The following is a 19,863-nucleotide window of genomic DNA, read 5'->3' on the forward strand; positions in this document are numbered from 1 at the left end:
GTGTTGATCCCCCGCTCGACCGCATGACGCCCGTGGCAGTCCGCCGGGTCGAAGCGCGACGGACGACCACCCACGAGAGCCGAGCTTTCTGCGGTTGCGCGACGGGTCGGGCTGTCGGGGATGACGCAGTGCACGAGTGGCCGGTAAGTGCCGGCTAGCCGGTGACTCTGACATGGAGGGCTGTCTCGCCGGCGGCTTCGCCGAGCTGCCGTGCCATCTCTTCGACGATCAGGTCGGCGGCTTCTGGCGAAGCAGCGCCCTCGACGCGTACCACCCATGTGCCCGCGAGCTCCCAAGTGGCCGAGACCAGTGCTGTGCCGGTACGGAAGGAGTGGTCTCCTTCCCCCTCCGCCGGCTCGCAGACCAGTGAGCGAGGTTGGAAGAGCGTTGCGAAGTCGATCCCAGGCAGCGCGGGCCAGTCGTTCCCGCTGGCGGTGCTGATCGTGTACTCCGCCTCGACAGTGCCGTGCGGACGCTCCTGGCCAGCGGGCTCGGCAGCCTCCCGTGCGAAGTCGTAGGGCATCGGCTCGTTCCCGTCCACCACCCACGGCGCACGGTACCTGGCACGGCATCCCGTGCATCGAGCGAGAACCTCCCGACCTCCGGGTTCGTCATGATGCTGTAGTGCGACGAGGGCAGCGCGCGCATCATGTGGCCGTTTGCGGTTGTCTCCAGCGCCGGCCATTCGGGAGAGCACTCACACGGACCGGACTTCGCGAACGTCTCGTCGCCAGGGGCGTTGTGGGTTTCCCTGAGTGTCTTGAAGAGCTTTCTGAGCGGTCGCACCCGGCTTCCTTTCGTGGCAACGCGACGCCTTCAGGACGGAGGTGCCTTGAGGGGGGACAGGCTACTGCCGAGGCAGGCCGACTCGTCCTGGCCGAGACAGCCCTCCTCCTACGGATTCGTGCTTGCTCGGCTCCGTGAAGGCTCACTCGTAGGTGAGCTTCCCGTCGAGCAGGGTCCACGTGGTGCTGGCGCGGAGGTCCGTCAGTGCGTGCTCGATGAACGCGGCCAGGGACGGGAACACACCGGTGAGGAACCGCACATCCAGTCGCCGTCAGCAGCTAAGGGGATCCAGCGTGGGTTCCACCACGGCCCGTCAGGGTTCGCGTCCCCCGGGGCAGGCATCAGTCGCTGGTGAGCCCGGGGGATCAGGGCGGTGCACAGTGGGTGCTGCCCGCCCGGGGGAAAGCGCCCGTCGTCTGTCCGGGTCAGCGCCACCTGTAGGTCCCGTCCACCATCGGTGGCAGCTCGACGGGGCCGATCGACGTATCGGCGGGGGCGGTGAGCACGGTTCCGACGGCCGGGTAGAGGTGCAGGACGGCCGCCTCGGCGAGAGGGACCCAGACGACTTGGGTGGTGTCGTTCGCGTCCTGCTCCGTGGTGGCGATCCGGCTGCGGATGCTGTCGGGAACGCTGAGGGTGTGGATGAGATGGAGCCGCTCGAACGGCTCCGTAGTACCGGGGCGGGTGGTGGTCTGGTCCTGTACCCAGCGCAACACGGGCGGCTCGGGGAGCTGGTCCGTGTCGAGGCCGAGTTCCTCCTGCAGCTCGCGGGCGAGGGCCGCTGCTGTGCCCTCCCCGAGGTGCCGCAGTCCGCCAGGCACGGAGTACTGATCACCTTCCGCACGGAGGCGGTGGATGAGGCAGACCTCGTCTGCGTTGAGGACGAGGGCGCACGCGCGGACGAGAACGCCCGACGGCTGAGAGTGGGTCACGCGATTACCTCCGGCTCTGAAGATGTCACCTGGAGGTGGCACGTCGCGGCAGAGTGAGTACGGCGCAGGCGCGCCCGGTCCGTTCGTTTCGGCCGCGTGGCGGCCACGGCGATCCGCAGAAGCGCGGTCACGGCAACTGCCTGGGGATGGTGGCGAGTGGCGGCAGTGACCAGGCCAGCGCCTTCGGACCCGTGCCGGAAGTGACGGGCTGGATCCCGGTGCTGTCGGAGAGGCCGACTCGGTACGTCTCCGGGCGGTCGGCCCGCACCCAGCGGGCGTGTACCTCCTCGAGTTCGGCCCACACGTCGCGCGGCCCGTGTACGCGGACGGTGCCGTCGCCGGGGCCTGCCACGGCCCAGGAGTCGTCCTCGGGGGCGACGATCGTCATCGTCTTCGCCTGGAAGTCCCTTACGAGGCCCGGGGCGAGGTAGGCGGCCGCGACCCAGAACCCGTAGGCCTCGTCCGCCGGCGGCGCGAGCCGGGTGGGCCGCGCCGAGCCGGGGTCGGCCTTGATCCGCGCGCGGTGGTCCAGGGCGCTGAGCCACGTGTAGCCGAACATCGGCCGGTAACCGCTCGGCCGGCCCCGCAAGGTGGCTTCGATCCGGCCGGTGCCGGCGCGGGTGACGAGGAGCCGGCCGGGCCAGCTCGGTGTCCGGGTGGTGAGCGTGGTCAGCAGTCGTCCCCCGGGTGCGAGCTGCTCCGCCCATGCCGGGGGGAGGCACGGCACCCCGATGCCGGAGTGGATGCGGTCGTACGGGGCCCGGTTCTCGTGTCCTTCGAGTGCGTCACCCTCGGCCACCGTCGCGTGGATGCCGAGGCGGTCGAGGTTCCTCTGTGCGAAGGCCGCCATGTGTCCGTCGCGCTCCACGCCGGTGGCGATCCCGGCACCGGTGATGGAGGCGGCGAGCGCCAGGGAGACCCCCGGCCCGGGCCCGAGCTCCAGATAGCGGTGGCCCGGCGCGAGCCCGAGATCCTGGAGGGCCTCGACGGTAGCGGGGGTGAACGTGGACATGGAGGTCATGTGACCGCCGGTCACCGGGCCGCGGGCGAGAGCGTCGAGGGGTTCGCCGTCTCGCTGGAACAGGATCGACGCGTCGTCGTGGATCAGGTCGAGCCACTCCTCACGGTCGTCGGGGTGGGAACCGTCGAGGAGGCGCCAGTCGATCGGATCCGCGCCCGGGCCGCTGAGGCGGAGGTAGGCGTGGGGGAGAAGCACTTCGCGGGGTACGCGGAGCAGGGCGTCCCGCAGCAGGGGGTCGGTCAGGGTTCCCGCCGAGGTGAGTCGGTCGACCATGGCGGCACGGCGACTGCTCGTCGCGCCGGGCTGGAGATCAAGGGACATGCGGGTTGTCCTTTCGCGGGTGACGGGCGGTCGCGGGCATGGTGGTGAGGCGGCGGACCGGTGCCCCCTGCGGTACTGGCGGGACGAGGCACGGGACGGCTCCGCCGAGTGGCGCCGCGTGCACGGAGAGGGCGCCGGCAGTGAGCGCGGCGGGCTGCCGCGGACCGGTGGCCGTCACGGCCGGTTCAGCTCCGGTCGACGGGCCAGGGTGTGCACGAGGTGACCGATGTCCCGGTACGGGCTGCGCCAGGAGGCGGCCCATTCCAGCTCCAGAGCCGCCTCGTACGCTGCCCTTCCGGGGGTCCAGCCGTCGTCGAGGTGGTCGTGGAAGATCCGTACGCCCTGCCAGGTCAGGGGTGTGAGCCCGTGCCTCGCCGCCAGCCGGTCGAGGGACTCGGCGGTGTCACCGCGGGTCTCCAGACCGAGGTTGCCGGTACTTCTGTCCGCTGCGGACTCGATGAGCCGGCGCGCACCCTCGTAGTCACCCGTCAGCGCCTCGCGTACGCCGATGGCCCGGCGGTTCTTGGCGAGGATGCTCAGCAGGCCGCCGGGTGCGACTTGTTCGGCCAGCCGGGCGAGCGCCTCTTCGGGGTCGTCCAGGTACATCAGCACGCCGTGGCAGCAGACCACGTCGAACGCCTCACGACCGTGGGGGAGGCGGTCGATGCCGGCCTCGACCAGTTCCACGCGTTCGCGGAGTTCCGGCAGGGCCGCGAGCCGACCGGCCGTGACGGCCAGCATGCGGGGGTCCGGGTCGGCGCCGGTCACATGGTGCCCGGAGGCGGCGAGCCGGATCGCCATCTCGCCGGTCCCGCAGCCCACGTCCAGGATCCGTACGGGTGAAGCGGGCAGTTCGTCGCGCAGACGGCGCTCGACGAGGTCGTGGCGCAGTCGGCCCCGGGGGCTTTCCGAATGCTCGGCGTAGGCGGCGCCGACGGCGGAGAAGTCGGTCACCGGGGCCATCCCGTCGTCTCCGCCGTAAGGAGGTCGGCGAGCGCGCCGCGCTCGCCGGGGTGCCGGATGAGGCACCCACCGGCCGTGGATCGCAGGTGGTCACGGGACGGGCGCATGTCAGTACCTCACCAAGGTCGCGGCGAACGTACGGAACGAGAAGGGAAGGGAGGGAGCGCAGGGCATGTCAGCACCTCACCGTGGCGGTCGCGGGAAGGGACGAGGTCGAGAGAAGGCTGCCGAGGAAGGCGTCGTGCGTCAGTGTCGGCCTGATCGGAGCCGGTTGATACGGGTCGGCAGGGGCGGGGCTATCGGAGGTGGTCCCTCAGTACCTCCTCCGCCTCGTCAAGCCGCTCACGCAGAACGACGGCGGCCTCGACGCGGTCTCGGGCATACGCCTCCAGCGACTCGGTGACGGGCCCGAGGCCGTCCACGACCGCGTTGAGCGGATACACGGTGCACCCCAGATACGCGGCCGTCAGCCGTACCACGCTCACCAACTCCTCCACCGGCACCGCCGGATGACGCTGGTGATAGACGGCGGCGAGGCGACCCAGCCCCTCGGGCCAGTCCGGTCGGGCGAGGACGGTACGCGGGTCGAGTGCCAGTCGGCCGAGCTCCCACATGAGGCTGCGCCGCCCCGGCGCGGCGAAGTCGATCACCGCCGCGACATCGTCCCCGCGCAGCAGCACGTTGGGGCCCGACAGGTCCCCGTGGACCACTTGCGAGACCGTCCGCTCAGGAGCCCCCTCCAGCAGCCGCTCCACCTCCGGCAGCCGGGCCAGCCGCTCGCGTGCCGTCTCCACCGCCCACCGCTCGAAGTCCGTACGAGGAGGGTCTGTTTTGTAGCGGTGGACGAGGCCTTCGAGGCGGGACCGGCTGCGCACGGGGTCGACGGCCCTGTCGCGTGCCTCGAGCCGGGGCGGCCCGAAGCGGTGCCGGGCCAGGCCATGGTGCAAGCGGCCGATCGCCTCACCGACGGCCTCCCATCGACGTCCGGTGAGGCGACCGTCGGCGGTGACCGTGTCGTGCAGATAGCGGGTGACCGACATGGTCACTTCCCCGTCCGAGGCGACCAGCTGCTGATGGTCGACCGTGTAGCGGGCGCGGGCGACGGGTACGCGGCACAGTCGGGCGTACTCGCTCAGCGCGGCGGCGCTCTCGGCCGTCCTTCGATCTGCGCCGGCCATGTAGGTCTTGACGAACCAGGCGGTGCCGGCCTTCGTGGTGGCCACGTAGTTACGGGTGGCGGTCCCGGACGGACCCGGGGTCACTGATGCCGGAACGATGCCGAACTCGGAGGTGAGCATCAGTGTCACGAGGGGGATGCGGCCGTCGGGAGTGGTGAGGGGTGGGAGCACGGCTCCTCCTTGTCAGCGTGGGGGCGAGAGCGGTCAGCGGTCCTGGGAGAGCTCGAGCAGTTCGGCGAAGGTTCCGCCGCCGTGGACGAGGTCGTCGTACCGGCCCTGCTCGGTGATCCGTCCGTGCTCCATCACGACGATGTGATCCGCGATCCGCGTGTTCTCCAGACGGTGGGTGACCACGATCGTGATGCGGTCGGCGGCGATGGCCTTGATCTGCTCGAAGATCCGGTGTTCACCGCGCGGATCCATCTGAGAGGTGGGCTCGTCGAGGATCAACAACCCCGGGCGCCGGTACAGAGCCCGGGAACACGCGATCCGCTGCCACTGCCCGCCTGAGAGCTCTGTACCGCCGAAGACATCGCGGGACAGAAGGGTGTCGAGGCCGGCGGGGAGGTCCTCGACGGCTTCGCGAAGGCCGACCGCGTCGACGGCTTCCCACACCGGGACGTCGTCGTGGGTACGGGGCTGACCGAGGGTGATGTTCTCGCGGACGCGCAGCGGCCACTGCGCGAAGATCTGCGGCACCAGACCGGTGTCCGCCCACACGGTGGCGGGGTCCACCTCGGTGAGGTCGGTGCCGTTCCAGGTGACCCTTCCCTTGTCGGGCAGGTAGATCCCGGTCAGCAGCCGGGTGAGGGTGGACTTCCCCGAGCCGTTCGCGCCGACGATCGCGAGGATCTGGCCCCGTTTCAGAGCGAGGGAGACACCGTCGACCGCCGGCTTGTCCTTCCCCGGGTACTGGTAGACGACTTCTTCGAGCCGGATCTCCTCCGTCGGCGCGGAGTGCGTGCGGGGCCCGCGCCGGGGCCTGCGGGCGGCGGCGTCGTCCAGGAAGGCCTGCATGTCGCTCAAGTACAGGCTGGTGTGGAAGAGCGCGGCTCCGTGGATGACGACCTGGGACAGCGCGGCGAGTGTGGTCTGGACGGCGATGACGGCCGTCGCGGCGACCGGGAGCGCGATGCGTCCGGACACGGCCAGCCACGCGAGGGCGCTCCAGGTCGCGACGAGGAAGACACCACCGGCCAGCGCGGACAGCAGAGCGATCCGCAGGGTCCGTGGGGCGGCGGCCAGCGTGCGGCGGTCGCACCGGTCGGACAGGGCCCGGTACCAGAAGACCAGGTAGTCGGTCATCGAGTTGGCGCGGACCTCGTCGCCGTACTTCGATGTGGTCGCCCACCAGCGCATCATCCCCCTGACGTTGCGGTCCGCCACGTTGGCGTAGTGGATCTCGTAGTCGACCCGCGCGCTCAGGACGGCGCCGATACCGGCCGGCAGCACGGCGAGCAGGAGCAGCGGCAGCATCAGCGGATTCAGTACCGACAGCACACCGCCGGCGGTGACCATGCGGATCAGCGCGGACAGGAACCGCTGGGCGTCGGTGACCATCACGTGCGTACGGATCACCCCCATCTCGGCCGCCTCGTGCCGGTCCGAGAACCCCTCCTCCGCGTACGCGGACGCTTCGACCCGGCACACCGCCTCCACCAGGGCGCTGTCCGTCTCCGTCGTCAGCCTCGGGGTGATCCGCCGCTCCGCGTACGCGGCCACCGCCGCCGTACCGCGGGCCAGCGCGGCGGCGAGCGCGACCACCAGCAACGCCGGGAGAGCTCCCTGCAGCCGGTCACCGGCGGAGCCGTCGCCGAGGACGTGCCGCATGGCGCGTGCGGTGGCGGTCAGCAGCACGGCGGCCGAGAAGCCCGTGACCGCCTGGCAGACGATCAGCAGCTGCACACCGCGCCGGTCGATCCGCCACGCCAGCCGGGCGATCCGGCCCAGGACGGCCGGGAGCTGCCCGCACATCCGCCGGAAGGAGACCTCGGCGAGCGGATTGACCGAGTACTGCCCGCTGTACGTGATCTCTGCGGGTGGGGGCGGAGGCGGGGGAGTGGCGGAGTTCTGCTGCTCGTTGGAGGCGGTCGAGGCCAACGTGGTCCCCCTGACGGTTGTCCGACATGGTCGTGAGGTTCAACGACACCGCAGGGATATCGAACACATGTGTTTCAGTCTTCCCCCGGACCCCGAGATTCTGCGCGTGGCGGAGCGTGGAGGATGCATCGACCCGCCTGCGGCAAGAGGACGAGAGGGAAGGGGAGTTGGCCGAAACGCCGGTGATGCCGGGGCGTATGACTCCGCCGCCCCCCGCGGCTGTCGCGCGGACCGGAGAAGTCGTTCCAAGACACGACGCATCCTTGGTGCAGACCATGAGCCAGATCCCCGTGCAGCAGATATGAGCGCCGAGCCCCACCGGGGTCCTCGGCACCTCGCCGCCTACCGTGCGCGAACTCGTCAGTCTGGGGGCCGACGGGGGCTGTGTGCGGTCTGAACTGTGGTGGAGCGTTCAGAGACGGTCCAGTCCGAACAGCTTTGGACGGGCAGTGAAGGAGACCCGAATCGAGACCGACGACAGTTGCTGTGTCGCTGATCAGCGACTGTCCTCAGGATCCCTGCCGCCGCGGTGCCGAACCGGAGCGTCCGCCGGCTAGCCGATCTTCTGCCAGGGCTTGCAGTCGGAGGTCTGAAACGCTTTGTCGCTCGCGTCGATCTTGACGATGGCCTGCCCTTTGGTGTTTCCGCTGGCGATGGTGTCGCCCACCTCCCCGGTGGTGTCGCTCAGCCGTGCCCAGTAGCAGAGGGCGTTGTCCTTGCCATCGCTGCGGTATGTGCCCGGCTGGATGTCCTTGCCCACGAGAAAGACGCCGTCACCAGGGATCTCTACGGAAGGCGTGGTGTTCTTCTTCGGCGTGTCGGTGGCAGCCTGCGACTCCGCGGCGATCCCGGGCGTCTGTGCTGACTGAGGCGTGGCAGTCACGGTCTGTTCGACGGAAGGGGCGTCCGCGGTGCCGCCTCTCGATCCCACCACGCCGATGAGCACACCGACCAGTAGTCCACCCAGTGCCGTTGCGGCATGGCTGAGGACCTTCCTGCGAGGTGAGGGAGTCGCAGCCGAAGGAAGCGACTGACCCCGCTGCGGTCCTGGCGGCGGGCCCATGGGCTTGTTTCCGCTCATGCCATCAGGTTGCGCCCCTCACCCTTGATCCGCATGGCAATACCTCCAGCTGGAGCCGCCACCCTTCGCCACACGGTCACCTCGGCAGTTCAACGAAGCCTCGCTCTCTGTCCTGGCTGGATAGGTTTCATAGCGCTAAGTAATCGACGGACCTCCGACGGACGTGCCGGAGTGACAGTGGTCAACCGTTTCGCGCTGCCGCCGCCGCAGAACGCACAACGGCCATCTTGGTCGGCGTTGGACGAGGATCCGTGACACTGTGCGACATCCTCGCCAACCTCCTCGAAGGGCAGCTGGCCAGCCGCCCGCTGGTCGTTACGACCGCACGGCTCGCGCAAGGAGACCGCGCCCTCACCGTCGGGCCCGGGCAGCGTTCGACCTGACGAGCGCTTCTTCCAGTGGTGCTGCCTCCAGGAACCGCCCGGGACCGACATCGTTCCCGAGCTTGCCGAAGCAGCGGCCACGCACGCGCGGTCGTCGACAGGGCCGGATACACGCTCTTCACTCCCGAGGCCGCTGAACTGATCCGCCAGGCAGGCTGGACCCATGGGATCGTCACGGACACCTGCACCAGTGATGCGGGCCTGGACGTCCACGACGCCGGCCGGCCTGTTCGTCGCCCGTCGGCCTATCGGAACGGGCCAACTCGTCACCATCGACCATGTGATGCCCCAAGACACTGCGCGCGTTGGGCCCCGGTGCTGGAATAGCCCCATGGCCGACACGCTGTACGACACCGATCTGATCGTCATCGGCGGCGGCCCGGCCGGCTGCGCCGCCGCCCGCATGGCCGCCAGCGTCGGCATGCGCTCGATCCTCGTCGAGCCGGACCGGCTGTGCCGCAACCTCTACCGGATCCCGGCCCTGAACAACGTCCTCGGCGGCTACACCAGCGGCCCCGAGCTGGCCGACTCCATCCTCGCGGAGCTGAAGAGCACGGGACTTTGCCGTCTCGAACTCGGCCGACGCGTCACCGACCTCCGCGTCGACGAGGTCCGCGTGACCATCACGGTCGACACCGGCGCCCGTCTCACCGCTCCGTACACCGTCGTCGCCACCGGAGTCGGTCCGCTCCAGCCCCACGACGTCGCCTGGATCAGCGCCCCCAGCGGCCTGACTCTTCCCCCGCTCTGGCAGGCCGAGGCGGACGACGCCGAAGGCCGCTCTCTCCTGGTCCTCGGCGGCGACCGCCCGATCGGCACCTTCCTGCGCGCCCACCCGACCACCGGCACCCGCCTGCTCGTCGCGTACCCGGCGGCGGACGAGTACAAGATCGAGGAGATCCGCGAGGATCCGCGAATCACACTCCTCCCCGCCGAACACCTGTCGCTGAGCGCGACAGAAGGCACTGCGGTCTCAGCGGAAGCGGTGAGCCAGGACGGTGCGCGGCAGACGATCACGGCCGATGCCGCCTACCTCAGCATCGGGAACGCGCCGACCGCCCCGTCCGGCGACCTCGTCCGCGGCGTGGACGGATACTGCCCGCCCACCGACCAGCACCCCCGCGTCATCGTGGCCGGCGACCTCCGCTCCGCCCGCTTCCAACGAATCATGACCGCCCTGGGCTCCGGCAGCGAGGCCGCGCTGCACGCTTACTACGCGGCCAGGGAACTCACCAAGGGCTGACACCACGTCGATCTGATGGGGCGCCGATGGCGCTCGAAGGGCATCCGCGTGACGGGCGAGGCCGCGGTGGCGGTCGCCGATGCCGTCGCCGTTCAGGACGGGCGCGTCCTGAACGTGCGACGACGCGCGGCGAAAGGCGCACTCTCGAGGCGGTCAGCGCGAGTGACGACGAAGTGGCCGGTCTGGCCTGGGCCGCGCACAGCGACATCGCGCAGTACGCGACGTATGAGCTGTTCGATCCGGTGCAGGACCATCAAGGTGTCAGGGGCGAGCACCATGGTGCGTGGCCGTGGACGCTTCTGATCTTGACCACCGGGCCCGGACGCGGTCCGGCTGCATCCCGCCGGAGCTGGTCTCGCGGCTGCTCGAACGCGGCCACGTCGACGTGGTGGAGCTGCAGGCCGGGCGCGGGGAGTGGTTCTGCGCGCTGGCCTGGGCGCGGTTGCTGGGTGAGCAGGACCGCCAGGCGGACGCGTTGGAGGTGCTCGCCCCGTACCTGGCAACAGGCTGGTGGACGGCCGTCGAAGCCGCGGCCGAGCTGCTGGAGTGCTGGGGTCGCATCGACGAGGCAGTCGAGATCACCCGGGTCCGCATGGAGGCCGGACACCCGAGGGCGCTGGAGTCCTACACGCGCCTCCTCGCCCGGCACGGCCGTGCCGAGGAGGCGTTCATCCTGCTGCGCCCGTACATCGCCGACCCCTCCCTCGCCGTGGCGCTGGTCGACGTCGCGGCCGTCGCCGGCCGCGACGAGGAAGCCGCCGCGCTGCTCGCCGTCCGGACCGACCATCAGTGTTCCGACTTCCCGTGGTGCTGTCGTGGCCTCGACCGCGACACGGCGATCGTGCTGCTCGCCACGATCCGCGAGCGTCAGGGCCGCGTCGACGAGGCGATCGCCCTGCTGCGCCCAGGCGGCACCACGCTGCTCAACCGTGAGCGACTCGCCGCGCTGTTGGCACGGCACGGCCGGCTCGACGAGCTTCGGGCAGCCGCGGCGGCCGATGACTCGGGGTATGCCGTCCGACGGCTCGCGATGTTGCTGGAGGAGTGCGGCGGCGTGGAGGGGCGGTCGCGGCATACCGGCAGGCCGACCGGTACGGGGCCCACGCGGCTTTCGAGCTCGCGCAGCTCCTGGCCCGGCACGGCCGGGGGAGCGAGGCGATCGAGGTGATGCGCCTTCAGGCCGACACCCGCAACGGGGACGACTGGATCCTCCGTACCCTGGCCGACCTGTGCCTTGCCCAGGGCCGCCCCGAGGACGGCCTGGCCGAGTACCTCATCGACCTCGGCCGCGTCGAAGAGGCCATGGCCGTGGTCCCGCACCGGGACAAGCCTCATCCGTCACAGCCCTCGACCAACGCCGCTCGGAGCGAAGAACCCCCGTTCTGAAGATCTGCTCTGGAGCCGCAGGGAGGCCGTATCGACTGACGGTTCGGAGAACTGCAGGACGCGAATCGGGGCCGATGGCGCCGCCCACAGAGTCTGAGCCACAGGCCGTACCTCCATCGGGCCGAGCACCTGCGTCCCGAACCAATGGCAGGCTGGTCCATCGGTTTCTTGCGATCCACGAGGAAGCCGCGAAGCCGTAGGAAACGGGGCCACGGAAGTGTTCTGATGCCGGCCTTCCGGTGGGTTTCCGTTCACTACGTCAGTGCCCAGGACGTCTATTCGAGTAACGCAGCATCGTCGCCTTGCATGCGACAGCCGTTCGCCGTCCGTGGCCGAAAACCTGATCCGCCATCCGGCCAGGCCCGACGACTTCATGCCATCTGTGGGGAACCTGCCCTCCCCGGCGCCGTGGCACAACTACACAAGAAGGCTGACGCAGAGGTCATGGCCCCCAGATGCGTGGGTCGTTCGAGGCGGGGAGGCTGGAGCAGGTGGTGACCATCAACGTGGCGGTGCTCCTCATAGTCATCGTCGTCCTGCGATTGCGTCGGCGTACCGAGGCCCGCAGCCGTTTCGACGAGAAGACGACCGTGGCCATCGTTCTCGCTCTGGGCGTTCTCCTCGCTCCTACACCGGTGGGCCAGGGGATCGTGACCCTTCTGGGCCGGCTGACGAGCGGCGTCACCCAGGCCAGCCGTTGAGTTCCGGCCGAGGAGAGCACCGATGAGCAGTCGTCGACCAGCACGTCGCCGCCGCAGAGGGAACGTTCGCCGGCGCCGCCACCAGGAACAGCAGCTGACCGTTCTCGCCCTTGCTGCGGTTGCGACCATAGGCATCGCGTTGGCACTGCTCAGGTGGCTGTCGGCGCACGCGTGGATTCTCGTCGTCGTCGCTGTGCTTGCGGCCCTGGCGGGAGCCCTCTGGCTGCACCGCCGGCAGCAGAGAGCCCGGTGGGAGGCGGTGCGGGTCCAGGGGCTGCGCTATGCGCTGACCCACCTCGACGGCCTTCACCACACGCGGTTCGAGGAGGCGGTGCGCGACCTGATGTACCGCGACGGATGCCGGGACGCGGTGCGGGTCGGAGGCGGCGGCGACCTCGGAGCGGACGTGAAGGCCACCGATCCCTTCGGCCGTCGCTGGGTCGTCCAGTGCAAGCACCGGCGCAAAGGTCTTGCCGGGGCGGCTGTGGGAACCCCCGATTTCCAGGTCCTCAACGGCACCGCGCGTCAGGTCCACCAAGCCGACATCGCCGTGATCATCACGAACGGCCGGGTCACCGCGCCGGCCGTGGCTTTCGCCCGACAACAGCGGCTTCACGTGGTCGATCGTCACACCCTGGCCGAGTGGGCCTCCGGTTCGCGCCCGTTGTGGGAACTGCTCCGAGCCATCCCTCCACCCCGCAGCCCGACTTCGCGCTCCTGAGATCGCCGTGGGCGGCCGCGGGATGTGACGCGCCGCCCGTCCGGATCCTCTGCACGGCCGACTCGAGCGCCGCCTGCCGCGGGTGCACAGCTGTGTCGAAGCAGGTGCGTGACGGGGATTCGCCCTGCGGGGACTGGAACCGGTCCCCGTGCACGTGCGGGGACACGAGGACCGGCTTGAGGCGGATGACCCGTCCTGTGGGCGTCCAGTACGACCATAGGACGGGGAGGTCCATCGCGCTCGTGGTGATCCGCTGACCGGGCGGATGGTAAGCGCCGAGTCCGCCTCCAACCTCATCACCGCCGGCGTTCCTCAAGGCGATCCCTCGCATACCGGAAGCGACGGAGCTCCCTTCCCGCCGTGCGTACCGGCTGCCGTAGCGGTTCCCACTCCTCGTCAGTCGAGTCCCCGCGAACGGTCATGCAACGGAAAACAGTTCTGCCGTCCGATCCGCACGGCCTACGCTTCGGAGATCGATGACACCGCATATCCAACACGACGGGGGTCTCGGTGTGGGCGTGAACAGCGGCGACGGCCTTGCAGTGCTGGAACGGATGCCTGGTTACGTCTTCCGGCCGTATCACGGCCAGGAAGACCACGGCGCCATGGCCGCTGTGCGGCTGGGCTGTGCAGAGCGGGGCAGGATCGACGCCCGCTCGGTTGTGGAAGGCCTCCCGACGGCAGCCGAGATCGCCGAAGCCTCCGCCGAGCTGGACGACCCATCCCGGAACCAGGTCTTGGTGGAGCACATCGGTGGCGTCGTCGGCTACTCGACGATCAGGTGGTGGGAGGAGCGGGACGGGACGTGGCTGTACCTGCACCGCGGCTACCTGCTGCCTGAGCACCGCGGCCAGGGCATCGGCTCAGCCATGCTCGACTGGGCAGAAAGCCGTATCCGTCAGCTCGTGCGACAGCATGGAACCGCACAGACGGCCGTTCTCGGCGCGAACGCCATGACCTCCGAACAAGATGCGACGAAGCTACTGCTCGAAAGGGGATACCGACGTGTCTTCGGCCTGGTGGAGCTGGAGCTGGCCGATCTCCGACAGCTCCCCGACGACAAGCCGTTGCCAGTCGGTATCCGAGTCGGTCCCATCGATCCAAGCGACTACCGCGCAGCCTGGAAGACGGTCGTCGATTCATATGCGGGTGCCGCCTTCACCCAGAGGTGGACGTTCGAGAGCTTTCTCGCCACGGCCGACTCGGCCTGCTGGCGGGCTGCTTGGGATGAGAAACAAATGGCCGGTGTCGCCCTGTGCTCCATCCGTCGGCAGGACCCGACTGTGGGCGAGGTCGAGGAATTGAGCGTCCGGAAGGAGTCGAGGCGTCTGGGACTTGGAAGGGCCCTGCTGCTGAACGGGTTGCGATGCCTTCGGGAGCACGGTGCGGAGACCGCCCGGTTGTACACCGGGACCGCGAATCCGCACCGGTCCTACGACCTCTACGAGAGCGTGGGGTTCCGGCGCCAGAACGTGCACGTCCGCTACCGCAAGCCGATCGCCGTCTGATTTCGACAGCTTCGGGCGTTTCTGGGACACTCCGCCGTTTGCGAGGGTGTCTCACCCATGGGTGAAGTCGTAGACACCGGCCGGGGGAGCGGTTGCTGTCGAGTTCGTCCGGGACGAGTGAGGGCAGTGCGGCCATGAGGGCGGTGTTTCCCTCGTGCACGCGGCCGTTCTTGCCGTGGAGGGAGACGTCGAGTCCGAGGGCGTCGAGGATGTGTCGGCGGGCGTCGGCGAGGGGGATGCCCAGGGGTCGGTGCTGCCGGGGACGGGGCGATGGACGAGGACCTGTCGAAGAGCTGCGATCAGGTGGGTCCAGGGGATGTCGTGCGGCCCGGAGGAGTGTTTCCAGCCCAGTTCGCTGGCGCCGACGCGGGTCGGCTTCACCTTGTCTCGACGGTCCTTGCTGTTGAACTTGGGCGCGGCCCAGCCCGGGGCTGCCGCGGCGATGGCCAGGCTGTCGGTGTCGGTGTCGGTGTCGGTGTCGGTGTCGGTGTCGTCGGTGTCGCTGTCGGTACGGGGCGCCGGCCCATGTGGTGCGGCGGGCCGCCCCTGACCGCTGAGGAGCTCCTCGTACTGCTCGTTCGACATGACGGTCAGTTTCTCCGGCCCGTCCACCGCTTGTGCGGGAGTTCCGCCGAGGGAGAGGACCGCGGTGACGGCGAGCGCGCCGAGACGAAGCAAGGACGACCTCCGGACGACAGTGATCCAAGACGATCTGCTGACGTCTCACCGTAACCGCTCGTCACTGAGAGTTCCGGGAACCTGGCGGGGCCTGCGGTCGGCCCGGGCCCGTAACGTCGGCGATTCCCGCTTGTCCGATCCCGGCCACGCCCGAGATCTCGCCGACGTGGTCGCCGGACGGGTCATGGACGTGCGCGTCTACGGGCGCGACCGCTTGCGGCAGTGCTGCGCGCTCGCAAGGTTCCCGGACCTGTAGGTCGATGCTCACGGAGCCGGGTCCCCGGATGGAGATCACCTCGGTGCGGTCCGGTTGACTCCGGAGTCGCGACGCGCCGACGAACTCCGCCGACAGGATGCGTTCAAGTACTGCGCGCTCGTCGGCGTTCAGCGGGCGCGGATCGATGGACGAGGAGCCATGCGTCCGTTCCGGGGTGGCAGGGGCGGCCGACTCAACGCCTGCACCGACCGTCGGCCGGGACCGCCCGGCAGCGGCATCATGATCGTTCATGGGTGGGGATCTGTCGCAGCGTTTCGTTCCGGATGACCTATGGGCAGTGGTCGAGCCGGTACTGGTGCCCTTCCGCTCGCGCCCGCAGGGCGGCGGCACCGCGCCGATCGACCAACGTGCTGACCAGTGGGTACGCGTGGCGGTATCTGCCACCGACCTTCGGAGTGTCGTCGGCGATGGCGCACCGGAGGTTCTCCGTCGGGACCGCATCCGGAGAGTGGCGTCGGCTGCACCGCGTCATTCTCGAGAGACGCAGGGTGCCGCGGAGCCCGTTGAAGACCCGGCGAAGGAGCCCTGGTCGGGTTTCGGTCCGCACAGCAGGGGCTCGCCGGTACGACGCCGGCGGGCGTGCGCCGGGCCCGACGCAACGGCCCGGCCTTTGCCCAGCCCGTCGGCAAGACCGGCACCGAGCACCTCCACCGCCTCGACGACCTCCACCACTGGCGCGAACTGTCCACGGAGCGGGGCGCCGAAGCGTGGGCGATGAATGCAGGGTCCGACGACGGCGATGTCCGACCCGGCGTCCACGGTGCAGAGGAAGTCGGTTTTACGTGTGCCGGCTGCCGGCCGGCTGCTCCGACCTGCGAGGAGCCCCGTCGGCAGGGAACCCACGTGGGCGTCCGGGCGGGTCAGGCAGCCTCGTAGTGGTGCGCGTGGCCGTCCTTCCATTTGACCCAGGCCGGGTCGTCGAGGAGGTTCTCCGCGTCGGGCAGGCCGGCGCGGCGGAGGAACTCGACGACGTCGTTGTCGCTGTGGGCCAGGCCCAGGATGTTCCCGTGCGCGGTGACGCGTCGGCCGCCGGTGGGGGAGGGCTGGTGGACGACTATCGGGGCGCTGTCCATACGTCCAGGATGCATCGGGTCGGTCACGGGACACGGAGGGCCGTGTGAGGCCGGCGGATTTCGCAGGAGGCCGGGGGCGACTCCTTCTGCCCGAGCCAGGCTTCGCGCCGGTTCAGGAGGGCTGGGGGCGGATGGTGAGGATCTGCTGGGCGTGGCCGACGGGGCCGGCCGTGTCGTGGAGGACCGTGGTGGTGACGCCCTGGGCTGTGGGGCCGAAGACGACGGTGGTGTCGAGGCCGGTCCAGCGGCCTCGGGGCCGGCGGTGGAGGTGGATGGTCAGGTCGACGTTGGGGAACATCCAGGCGGTGGGCGACTGGCGTACGGCGATGCCGTTGGCGGTGTCGACCAGTGCGACGTACGAGGCGAGCGGGCTGACCTCCTCGCCGGCGACCAGGTCCAGGCCGGTGTGATCCACGCGGTCGCACGGCCTGGCTGCGGTGGTGCGACCGGGCGCACGTCGAGAGAGGCGATGTAACCGCCCGGCCATACCGAGGCCATCGGCCAGGAATCGAGCACCTCGGGCGGCGTGAGCCGGTCGGCCGTGCCTCCGGCGACGGCCGTGGTGTCACCGCAGGAAAGCAGCCAGGCCCTGGCCCGTACGACGGGCCGGTCGGAGATGAGGACGACGGCTTCGATCAGTTCGATGGTGCGGCCGGGCCGTATGGTCTCGATACGGATCTCGCACTCGTCGAGGGCCAGACGGCCCAGGATGTCGAAGCTGATCCTGGACACGGCGAGATCACTGCCCGGGCGGCCGGCGAGGCGGCCGTCGAGGGCATGGACGATCAGGCCTGCGAGCGGGCTGACGTGCATCTCATCGGGGTCCCAGGCTCCGCTCGCGTGCGGAGTGGGCTTGTAGCGGTGCTCGTCGATGCGTTCGAAGTAGCTGTCGGTGCTCAACGGACGTGTTCCTTCCAGGGGGGGGCGGGGGCTCAGGCGGCGAAGACGATGCTGGTCAGCAGGACGTGGACGGCGGTGCCGCCGAGGATGCTGAGCAAGGCGTTGCGGCGCCAGAGGTGCAGGCCGACGGTGACGGCCAGTGCCACGAGCGGCGCCACGGCACGGACCTCGGTCACCGGCAGGTCGTGCAGGCAGTAGACGACCAGGATGATCATGATGCCGGCCGGCATGCGCGTGCTCAGGTACTGCACCGTGCTGCTCGTGCGCAGCGGGGCGAGGGCGGCGAACGGCAGGGCACGCAGCGCCCAGGTGACGGCGGCGGCGACGAGAACAGCTGCGACGGCGTACGTGGTGTCAGGCATGGCTCGGCCTCCTGGCGGTCATCGAGTGCCGGGCCAGCAGCCCGGCGGTGAACAGGGCGAAGGCGACCAGCAGCATCTGGTCCGGGAAGACGACCCGAGCCGCGAGCGCGCTCAACAGGGCCAGGAGCGGGGTGGGCAGGTCGCCGCGCAGGTCCCGCAGCGCCTCCAGGGCCAGCACGGTGAACAGGGCGGTCAGGGCGAAGTCCAGACCGGTGACGCCCTCGGGGATGAGGGAGCCCAGGAGTGCTCCGGCGGTCGCGCTCCCGGCCCAGTACGCGTGCAGGAAGAACTGGGTCCACAGGATGCGCGGGCCGGTCCACGAGCGGGCCTGCTCGGCCGAGGCCAGCGCGTACGCCTCGTCGCACAGTGCGAACGTGCCGTACGCCTTGCCGAGCCTGCCGGTGACGCGGTGCAGGGGGAAGGACAACGCGTAGAAGACGTGGCGGACGTTCACCAGGAACGCGGCGACCGCGACCGACGCGAGGGGAGCCACGGCGACGACGAGGCCGATCAGCAGGAACTCGAACGAGCCGCCGAAGGCGACCGCGGCCGACAGCGACGCCCACCACCAGTCGAGACCCGACTGGACGACGAGCGCCCCGAAGGCGAGGCCCAGCGGCACGAATCCCATCCCCACCGAGAGCGAGTCCCGGAACGCCGTCCGCGCGTCGGACGGCGGCCGGCCCGCCGGATCGGCGGCAGGCAGCAGGGAAGCCGCGGCAGCAGCAGAACGTATAGGCATGGAGACATTTTAGAAAAGATGTCCCCTTATATGGTTGCGCATCATGGCTGTATCGTCGGGTTGTGAGTAATGAAGTGCCACTCGATGCGATCGATCGTGAAATTCTGTTTCATCTGCGTGAGGGCGGGCGACTGACCAACGTAGAGCTCGCCAAGCGGGTCGGCCTCACCCCACCGCCATGCCTGCGCCGGGTCAGACGGCTGGAGGAAGCCGGCGTCATCACCGGGTATCGGGCCGTGATCGACCCGGCCGCTGTCGGCCGCGGCCTCGAAGTCCTCATCGACGTCGAGATCTACGCCAACGACCGCAAGAGCTTCGAGGATTTCGAGAAGACCGTCGCCTCGTACGAGGAGGTCATCGAGTTCCGGCGCATGTACGGCCGCCCCGACTACTTCATCCGCGCCGCCGTCGCCGACCACGCCGCCTGCGAAGCCTTCCTGACCGGCAAGCTGAGCGGACTGCCCGGAGTCCAGCGCTTCACCTCCCACCTCACGATGAAGACCATCAAGTCCGTCGGCGCATGAACGGCCGGAGTCCCGGCAGGCGCGGACTGATGGTGGACGTCATCCGCTCCCTCGACGGACAGCTCGTCGAGGCGAAGCAGACACGGGATGGACGGCACCAGGGTCATCACTGAGCCCGACTGCCCCTGCGTCACCCTCGTCGACGTGACCGCGGACGAAGCCGACGTCTTCGATGTCTGGTTGCGCGACTCCTTCGTCCCGGCGCCGAACCTCGTACGCTTCGCCGGCAGCCTCGCCATGGCGAACGGCGAGGAAACGCCCTTGCCGCAGGAACAAGCCCCGTCATGCTTTTGCGGGTTTGCGGGCCAGCAGGCAGGCGTGCGGTCTGTTCGCCCGTCCGCCGGGCTCCTGCTCCAGCCTCGCGGTGACGACGAGTCCGGCCTGCTCCAGCAGGCCGACCGTGCGGTCCAGGGGCAGGAGGTACGACTCGTAGGACACCGGTCGGCCATAACCCTGGGTCGGCTGCAGGCGTTCGTCGCCGACGTAGTCTCCCCAGAGGATGTGGCCGCCGGGTGCGAGCGTGCGGTGGAACTCGGCGAACACCGCCGGCAGCCAATGCGGGGGCGTGTGGTGGGTGGAGTACCAGGCCAGGATGCCGCCGAGCTCGTCGTCCCTCATCTCCAGTGCGGTCATCGAGCCCTCGGTGAACCGCAGGTTCGGATAGGCCTGTCGGGCCAGCCCGATCATCTTCGGTGACAGATCGACGCCGAAGGCGGACACCCCCAGCCCGGCCAGGTGCGCCGTCACACGGCCGGGGCCGCATCCCAGGTCCGCGACCGGCCCCGGACCGGTCGTCCGCACGAGTTCGGCGAATCCCGCCAGCATCGCGCGTGACAGCGGGTCCATCGCGGCGGGCGGCGGGACGCGTTCGACGTAGTCGGCGGCGACCGTGTCGTACGACTCGCGTACGGCGGTCAGAAAGGAGGGCTCAGCCATGCGGGCGACCCTAGACCCGAGAACTGACAGGGCGTGGCACGACCTCG

21 protein-coding genes and 1 pseudogene are annotated in these 19,863 nt (G+C 69.7%); 8 read left to right on the forward strand and 14 right to left on the reverse strand.

From position 1 onward, the window contains the following. Nucleotides 1-154: 154 nt before the first annotated feature. The 7 genes from ACFYX3_RS11225 to ACFYX3_RS11255 all read right to left on the reverse strand — a co-directional run bounded on the left by ACFYX3_RS11225 (nt 155) and on the right by ACFYX3_RS11255 (nt 8,247). Nucleotides 155-523 carry a hypothetical protein gene (locus ACFYX3_RS11225; RefSeq protein WP_389011061.1) on the reverse strand — a complete coding sequence of 123 codons (369 nt, stop codon included), beginning with the start codon at nt 521-523 and terminating at the stop codon, nt 155-157. A gap of 688 nt (nt 524-1,211) precedes the next feature. Next, nucleotides 1,212-1,718 (reverse strand): NUDIX domain-containing protein, encoded by a 507-nt coding sequence (locus ACFYX3_RS11230; RefSeq protein ID WP_389011064.1) that lies wholly within the window; start codon nt 1,716-1,718, stop codon nt 1,212-1,214. A 127-nt stretch (nt 1,719-1,845) separates the two neighbouring features. Then, nucleotides 1,846-3,060 carry a methyltransferase gene (locus ACFYX3_RS11235; protein ID WP_389011067.1) on the reverse strand — a complete coding sequence of 405 codons (1,215 nt, stop codon included), beginning with the start codon at nt 3,058-3,060 and terminating at the stop codon, nt 1,846-1,848. A gap of 174 nt (nt 3,061-3,234) precedes the next feature. Then, the gene (locus tag ACFYX3_RS11240) at nt 3,235-4,023 is read right to left on the reverse strand and encodes a class I SAM-dependent methyltransferase (protein WP_389011070.1); all 789 of its coding nucleotides are present in this window, start codon (nt 4,021-4,023) and stop codon (nt 3,235-3,237) included. Between the two features lie 296 nt (nt 4,024-4,319). Continuing rightward, the gene (locus ACFYX3_RS11245; protein WP_389011073.1) at nt 4,320-5,372 is read right to left on the reverse strand and encodes a phosphotransferase; all 1,053 of its coding nucleotides are present in this window, start codon (nt 5,370-5,372) and stop codon (nt 4,320-4,322) included. Nucleotides 5,373-5,405: 33 nt separating this feature from the next. Continuing rightward, complete coding sequence (locus ACFYX3_RS11250) at nt 5,406-7,175, reverse strand: ATP-binding cassette domain-containing protein (RefSeq protein WP_389011536.1); 1,770 nt, start codon at nt 7,173-7,175, stop codon at nt 5,406-5,408. Nucleotides 7,176-7,854: 679 nt separating this feature from the next. Continuing rightward, the gene (locus ACFYX3_RS11255) at nt 7,855-8,247 is read right to left on the reverse strand and encodes a hypothetical protein (protein ID WP_389011076.1); all 393 of its coding nucleotides are present in this window, start codon (nt 8,245-8,247) and stop codon (nt 7,855-7,857) included. A 386-nt stretch (nt 8,248-8,633) separates the two neighbouring features. Between ACFYX3_RS11255 and ACFYX3_RS11260 the strand changes: the two genes are divergently transcribed. The 7 genes from ACFYX3_RS11260 to ACFYX3_RS11290 all read left to right on the forward strand — a co-directional run bounded on the left by ACFYX3_RS11260 (nt 8,634) and on the right by ACFYX3_RS11290 (nt 14,324). Continuing rightward, a complete protein-coding gene (locus tag ACFYX3_RS11260; protein ID WP_389011079.1) occupies nt 8,634-8,765 on the forward strand; it encodes a hypothetical protein in 132 nt (43 codons plus the stop codon). Nucleotides 8,766-9,096: 331 nt separating this feature from the next. Beyond that, nucleotides 9,097-10,008, forward strand: a complete 912-nt coding sequence (locus ACFYX3_RS11265; RefSeq protein ID WP_389011082.1) for an FAD-dependent oxidoreductase — start codon at nt 9,097-9,099, stop codon at nt 10,006-10,008. A 289-nt stretch (nt 10,009-10,297) separates the two neighbouring features. After that, nucleotides 10,298-11,176 carry a hypothetical protein gene (locus ACFYX3_RS11270; RefSeq protein WP_389011085.1) on the forward strand — a complete coding sequence of 293 codons (879 nt, stop codon included), beginning with the start codon at nt 10,298-10,300 and terminating at the stop codon, nt 11,174-11,176. Next, on the forward strand, nt 11,173-11,394 hold the full coding sequence (locus ACFYX3_RS11275; protein ID WP_389011089.1) for a hypothetical protein: 222 nt from the start codon (nt 11,173-11,175) through the stop codon (nt 11,392-11,394). The genes ACFYX3_RS11270 and ACFYX3_RS11275 overlap by 4 nt, the downstream gene beginning before the upstream one ends. A 455-nt stretch (nt 11,395-11,849) precedes the next feature. Then, nucleotides 11,850-12,095 carry a hypothetical protein gene (locus ACFYX3_RS11280; RefSeq protein ID WP_389011092.1) on the forward strand — a complete coding sequence of 82 codons (246 nt, stop codon included), beginning with the start codon at nt 11,850-11,852 and terminating at the stop codon, nt 12,093-12,095. Between the two features lie 22 nt (nt 12,096-12,117). Next, nucleotides 12,118-12,816, forward strand: a complete 699-nt coding sequence (locus ACFYX3_RS11285) for a restriction endonuclease (RefSeq protein WP_389011095.1) — start codon at nt 12,118-12,120, stop codon at nt 12,814-12,816. A gap of 512 nt (nt 12,817-13,328) precedes the next feature. Continuing rightward, complete coding sequence (locus ACFYX3_RS11290; protein WP_389011539.1) at nt 13,329-14,324, forward strand: GNAT family N-acetyltransferase; 996 nt, start codon at nt 13,329-13,331, stop codon at nt 14,322-14,324. A gap of 51 nt (nt 14,325-14,375) precedes the next feature. On the opposite strand, the gene ACFYX3_RS11295 is transcribed toward ACFYX3_RS11290, so the two are convergent. From ACFYX3_RS11295 to ACFYX3_RS11320, 6 genes and pseudogenes are all read right to left on the reverse strand, one after another. After that, nucleotides 14,376-15,002, reverse strand: coding sequence for a hypothetical protein (locus ACFYX3_RS11295; protein ID WP_389011098.1), 627 nt, complete (start codon nt 15,000-15,002; stop codon nt 14,376-14,378). Between the two features lie 1,137 nt (nt 15,003-16,139). Further along, on the reverse strand, nt 16,140-16,352 hold the full coding sequence (locus ACFYX3_RS11300) for a hypothetical protein (RefSeq protein ID WP_376583877.1): 213 nt from the start codon (nt 16,350-16,352) through the stop codon (nt 16,140-16,142). Nucleotides 16,353-16,464: 112 nt separating this feature from the next. Further along, complete coding sequence (locus ACFYX3_RS11305) at nt 16,465-16,767, reverse strand: hypothetical protein (RefSeq protein ID WP_389011102.1); 303 nt, start codon at nt 16,765-16,767, stop codon at nt 16,465-16,467. Between the two features lie 224 nt (nt 16,768-16,991). Continuing rightward, nucleotides 16,992-17,165, reverse strand: a pseudogene (locus ACFYX3_RS11310) (acyl-CoA thioesterase domain-containing protein); the annotation flags it as partial. Nucleotides 17,166-17,284: 119 nt separating this feature from the next. Next, complete coding sequence (locus ACFYX3_RS11315; RefSeq protein ID WP_389011105.1) at nt 17,285-17,614, reverse strand: branched-chain amino acid transporter permease; 330 nt, start codon at nt 17,612-17,614, stop codon at nt 17,285-17,287. Further along, on the reverse strand, nt 17,607-18,356 hold the full coding sequence (locus ACFYX3_RS11320; protein ID WP_389011108.1) for an AzlC family ABC transporter permease: 750 nt from the start codon (nt 18,354-18,356) through the stop codon (nt 17,607-17,609). The genes ACFYX3_RS11315 and ACFYX3_RS11320 overlap by 8 nt, the downstream gene beginning before the upstream one ends. A 62-nt stretch (nt 18,357-18,418) precedes the next feature. Between ACFYX3_RS11320 and ACFYX3_RS11325 the strand changes: the two genes are divergently transcribed. Further along, a complete protein-coding gene (locus tag ACFYX3_RS11325) occupies nt 18,419-18,880 on the forward strand; it encodes an Lrp/AsnC family transcriptional regulator (protein WP_389011111.1) in 462 nt (153 codons plus the stop codon). Nucleotides 18,881-19,162: 282 nt separating this feature from the next. On the opposite strand, the gene ACFYX3_RS11330 is transcribed toward ACFYX3_RS11325, so the two are convergent. Then, nucleotides 19,163-19,816, reverse strand: a complete 654-nt coding sequence (locus ACFYX3_RS11330; protein WP_389011114.1) for a class I SAM-dependent methyltransferase — start codon at nt 19,814-19,816, stop codon at nt 19,163-19,165. Nucleotides 19,817-19,863 lie beyond the last annotated feature (47 nt).

This window comes from Streptomyces sp. NPDC002463 (assembly GCF_042889835.1).
In the GTDB taxonomy this organism is placed as follows: Bacteria; Actinomycetota; Actinomycetes; order Streptomycetales; family Streptomycetaceae; genus Streptomyces; species Streptomyces nymphaeiformis.

Excerpts from the sequence above, each read along its gene's own strand:
- ACFYX3_RS11320 (WP_389011108.1), bottom strand. The coding sequence starts at position 18,356 with ATGCCTATACGTTCTGCTGCTGCCGCGGCTTCCCTGCTGCCTGCCGCC.
- ACFYX3_RS11280 (WP_389011092.1), top strand. The coding sequence starts at position 11,850 with ATGCGTGGGTCGTTCGAGGCGGGGAGGCTGGAGCAGGTGGTGACCATC.
- ACFYX3_RS11330 (WP_389011114.1), bottom strand. The coding sequence starts at position 19,816 with ATGGCTGAGCCCTCCTTTCTGACCGCCGTACGCGAGTCGTACGACACG.
- ACFYX3_RS11240 (WP_389011070.1), bottom strand. The coding sequence starts at position 4,023 with ATGGCCCCGGTGACCGACTTCTCCGCCGTCGGCGCCGCCTACGCCGAG.
- ACFYX3_RS11225 (WP_389011061.1), bottom strand. The coding sequence starts at position 523 with ATGCCCTACGACTTCGCACGGGAGGCTGCCGAGCCCGCTGGCCAGGAG.
- ACFYX3_RS11300 (WP_376583877.1), bottom strand. The coding sequence starts at position 16,352 with ATGGACAGCGCCCCGATAGTCGTCCACCAGCCCTCCCCCACCGGCGGC.
- ACFYX3_RS11250 (WP_389011536.1), bottom strand. The coding sequence starts at position 7,175 with ATGTGCGGGCAGCTCCCGGCCGTCCTGGGCCGGATCGCCCGGCTGGCG.
- ACFYX3_RS11285 (WP_389011095.1), top strand. The coding sequence starts at position 12,118 with ATGAGCAGTCGTCGACCAGCACGTCGCCGCCGCAGAGGGAACGTTCGC.
- ACFYX3_RS11265 (WP_389011082.1), top strand. The coding sequence starts at position 9,097 with ATGGCCGACACGCTGTACGACACCGATCTGATCGTCATCGGCGGCGGC.
- ACFYX3_RS11235 (WP_389011067.1), bottom strand. The coding sequence starts at position 3,060 with ATGTCCCTTGATCTCCAGCCCGGCGCGACGAGCAGTCGCCGTGCCGCC.
- ACFYX3_RS11315 (WP_389011105.1), bottom strand. The coding sequence starts at position 17,614 with ATGCCTGACACCACGTACGCCGTCGCAGCTGTTCTCGTCGCCGCCGCC.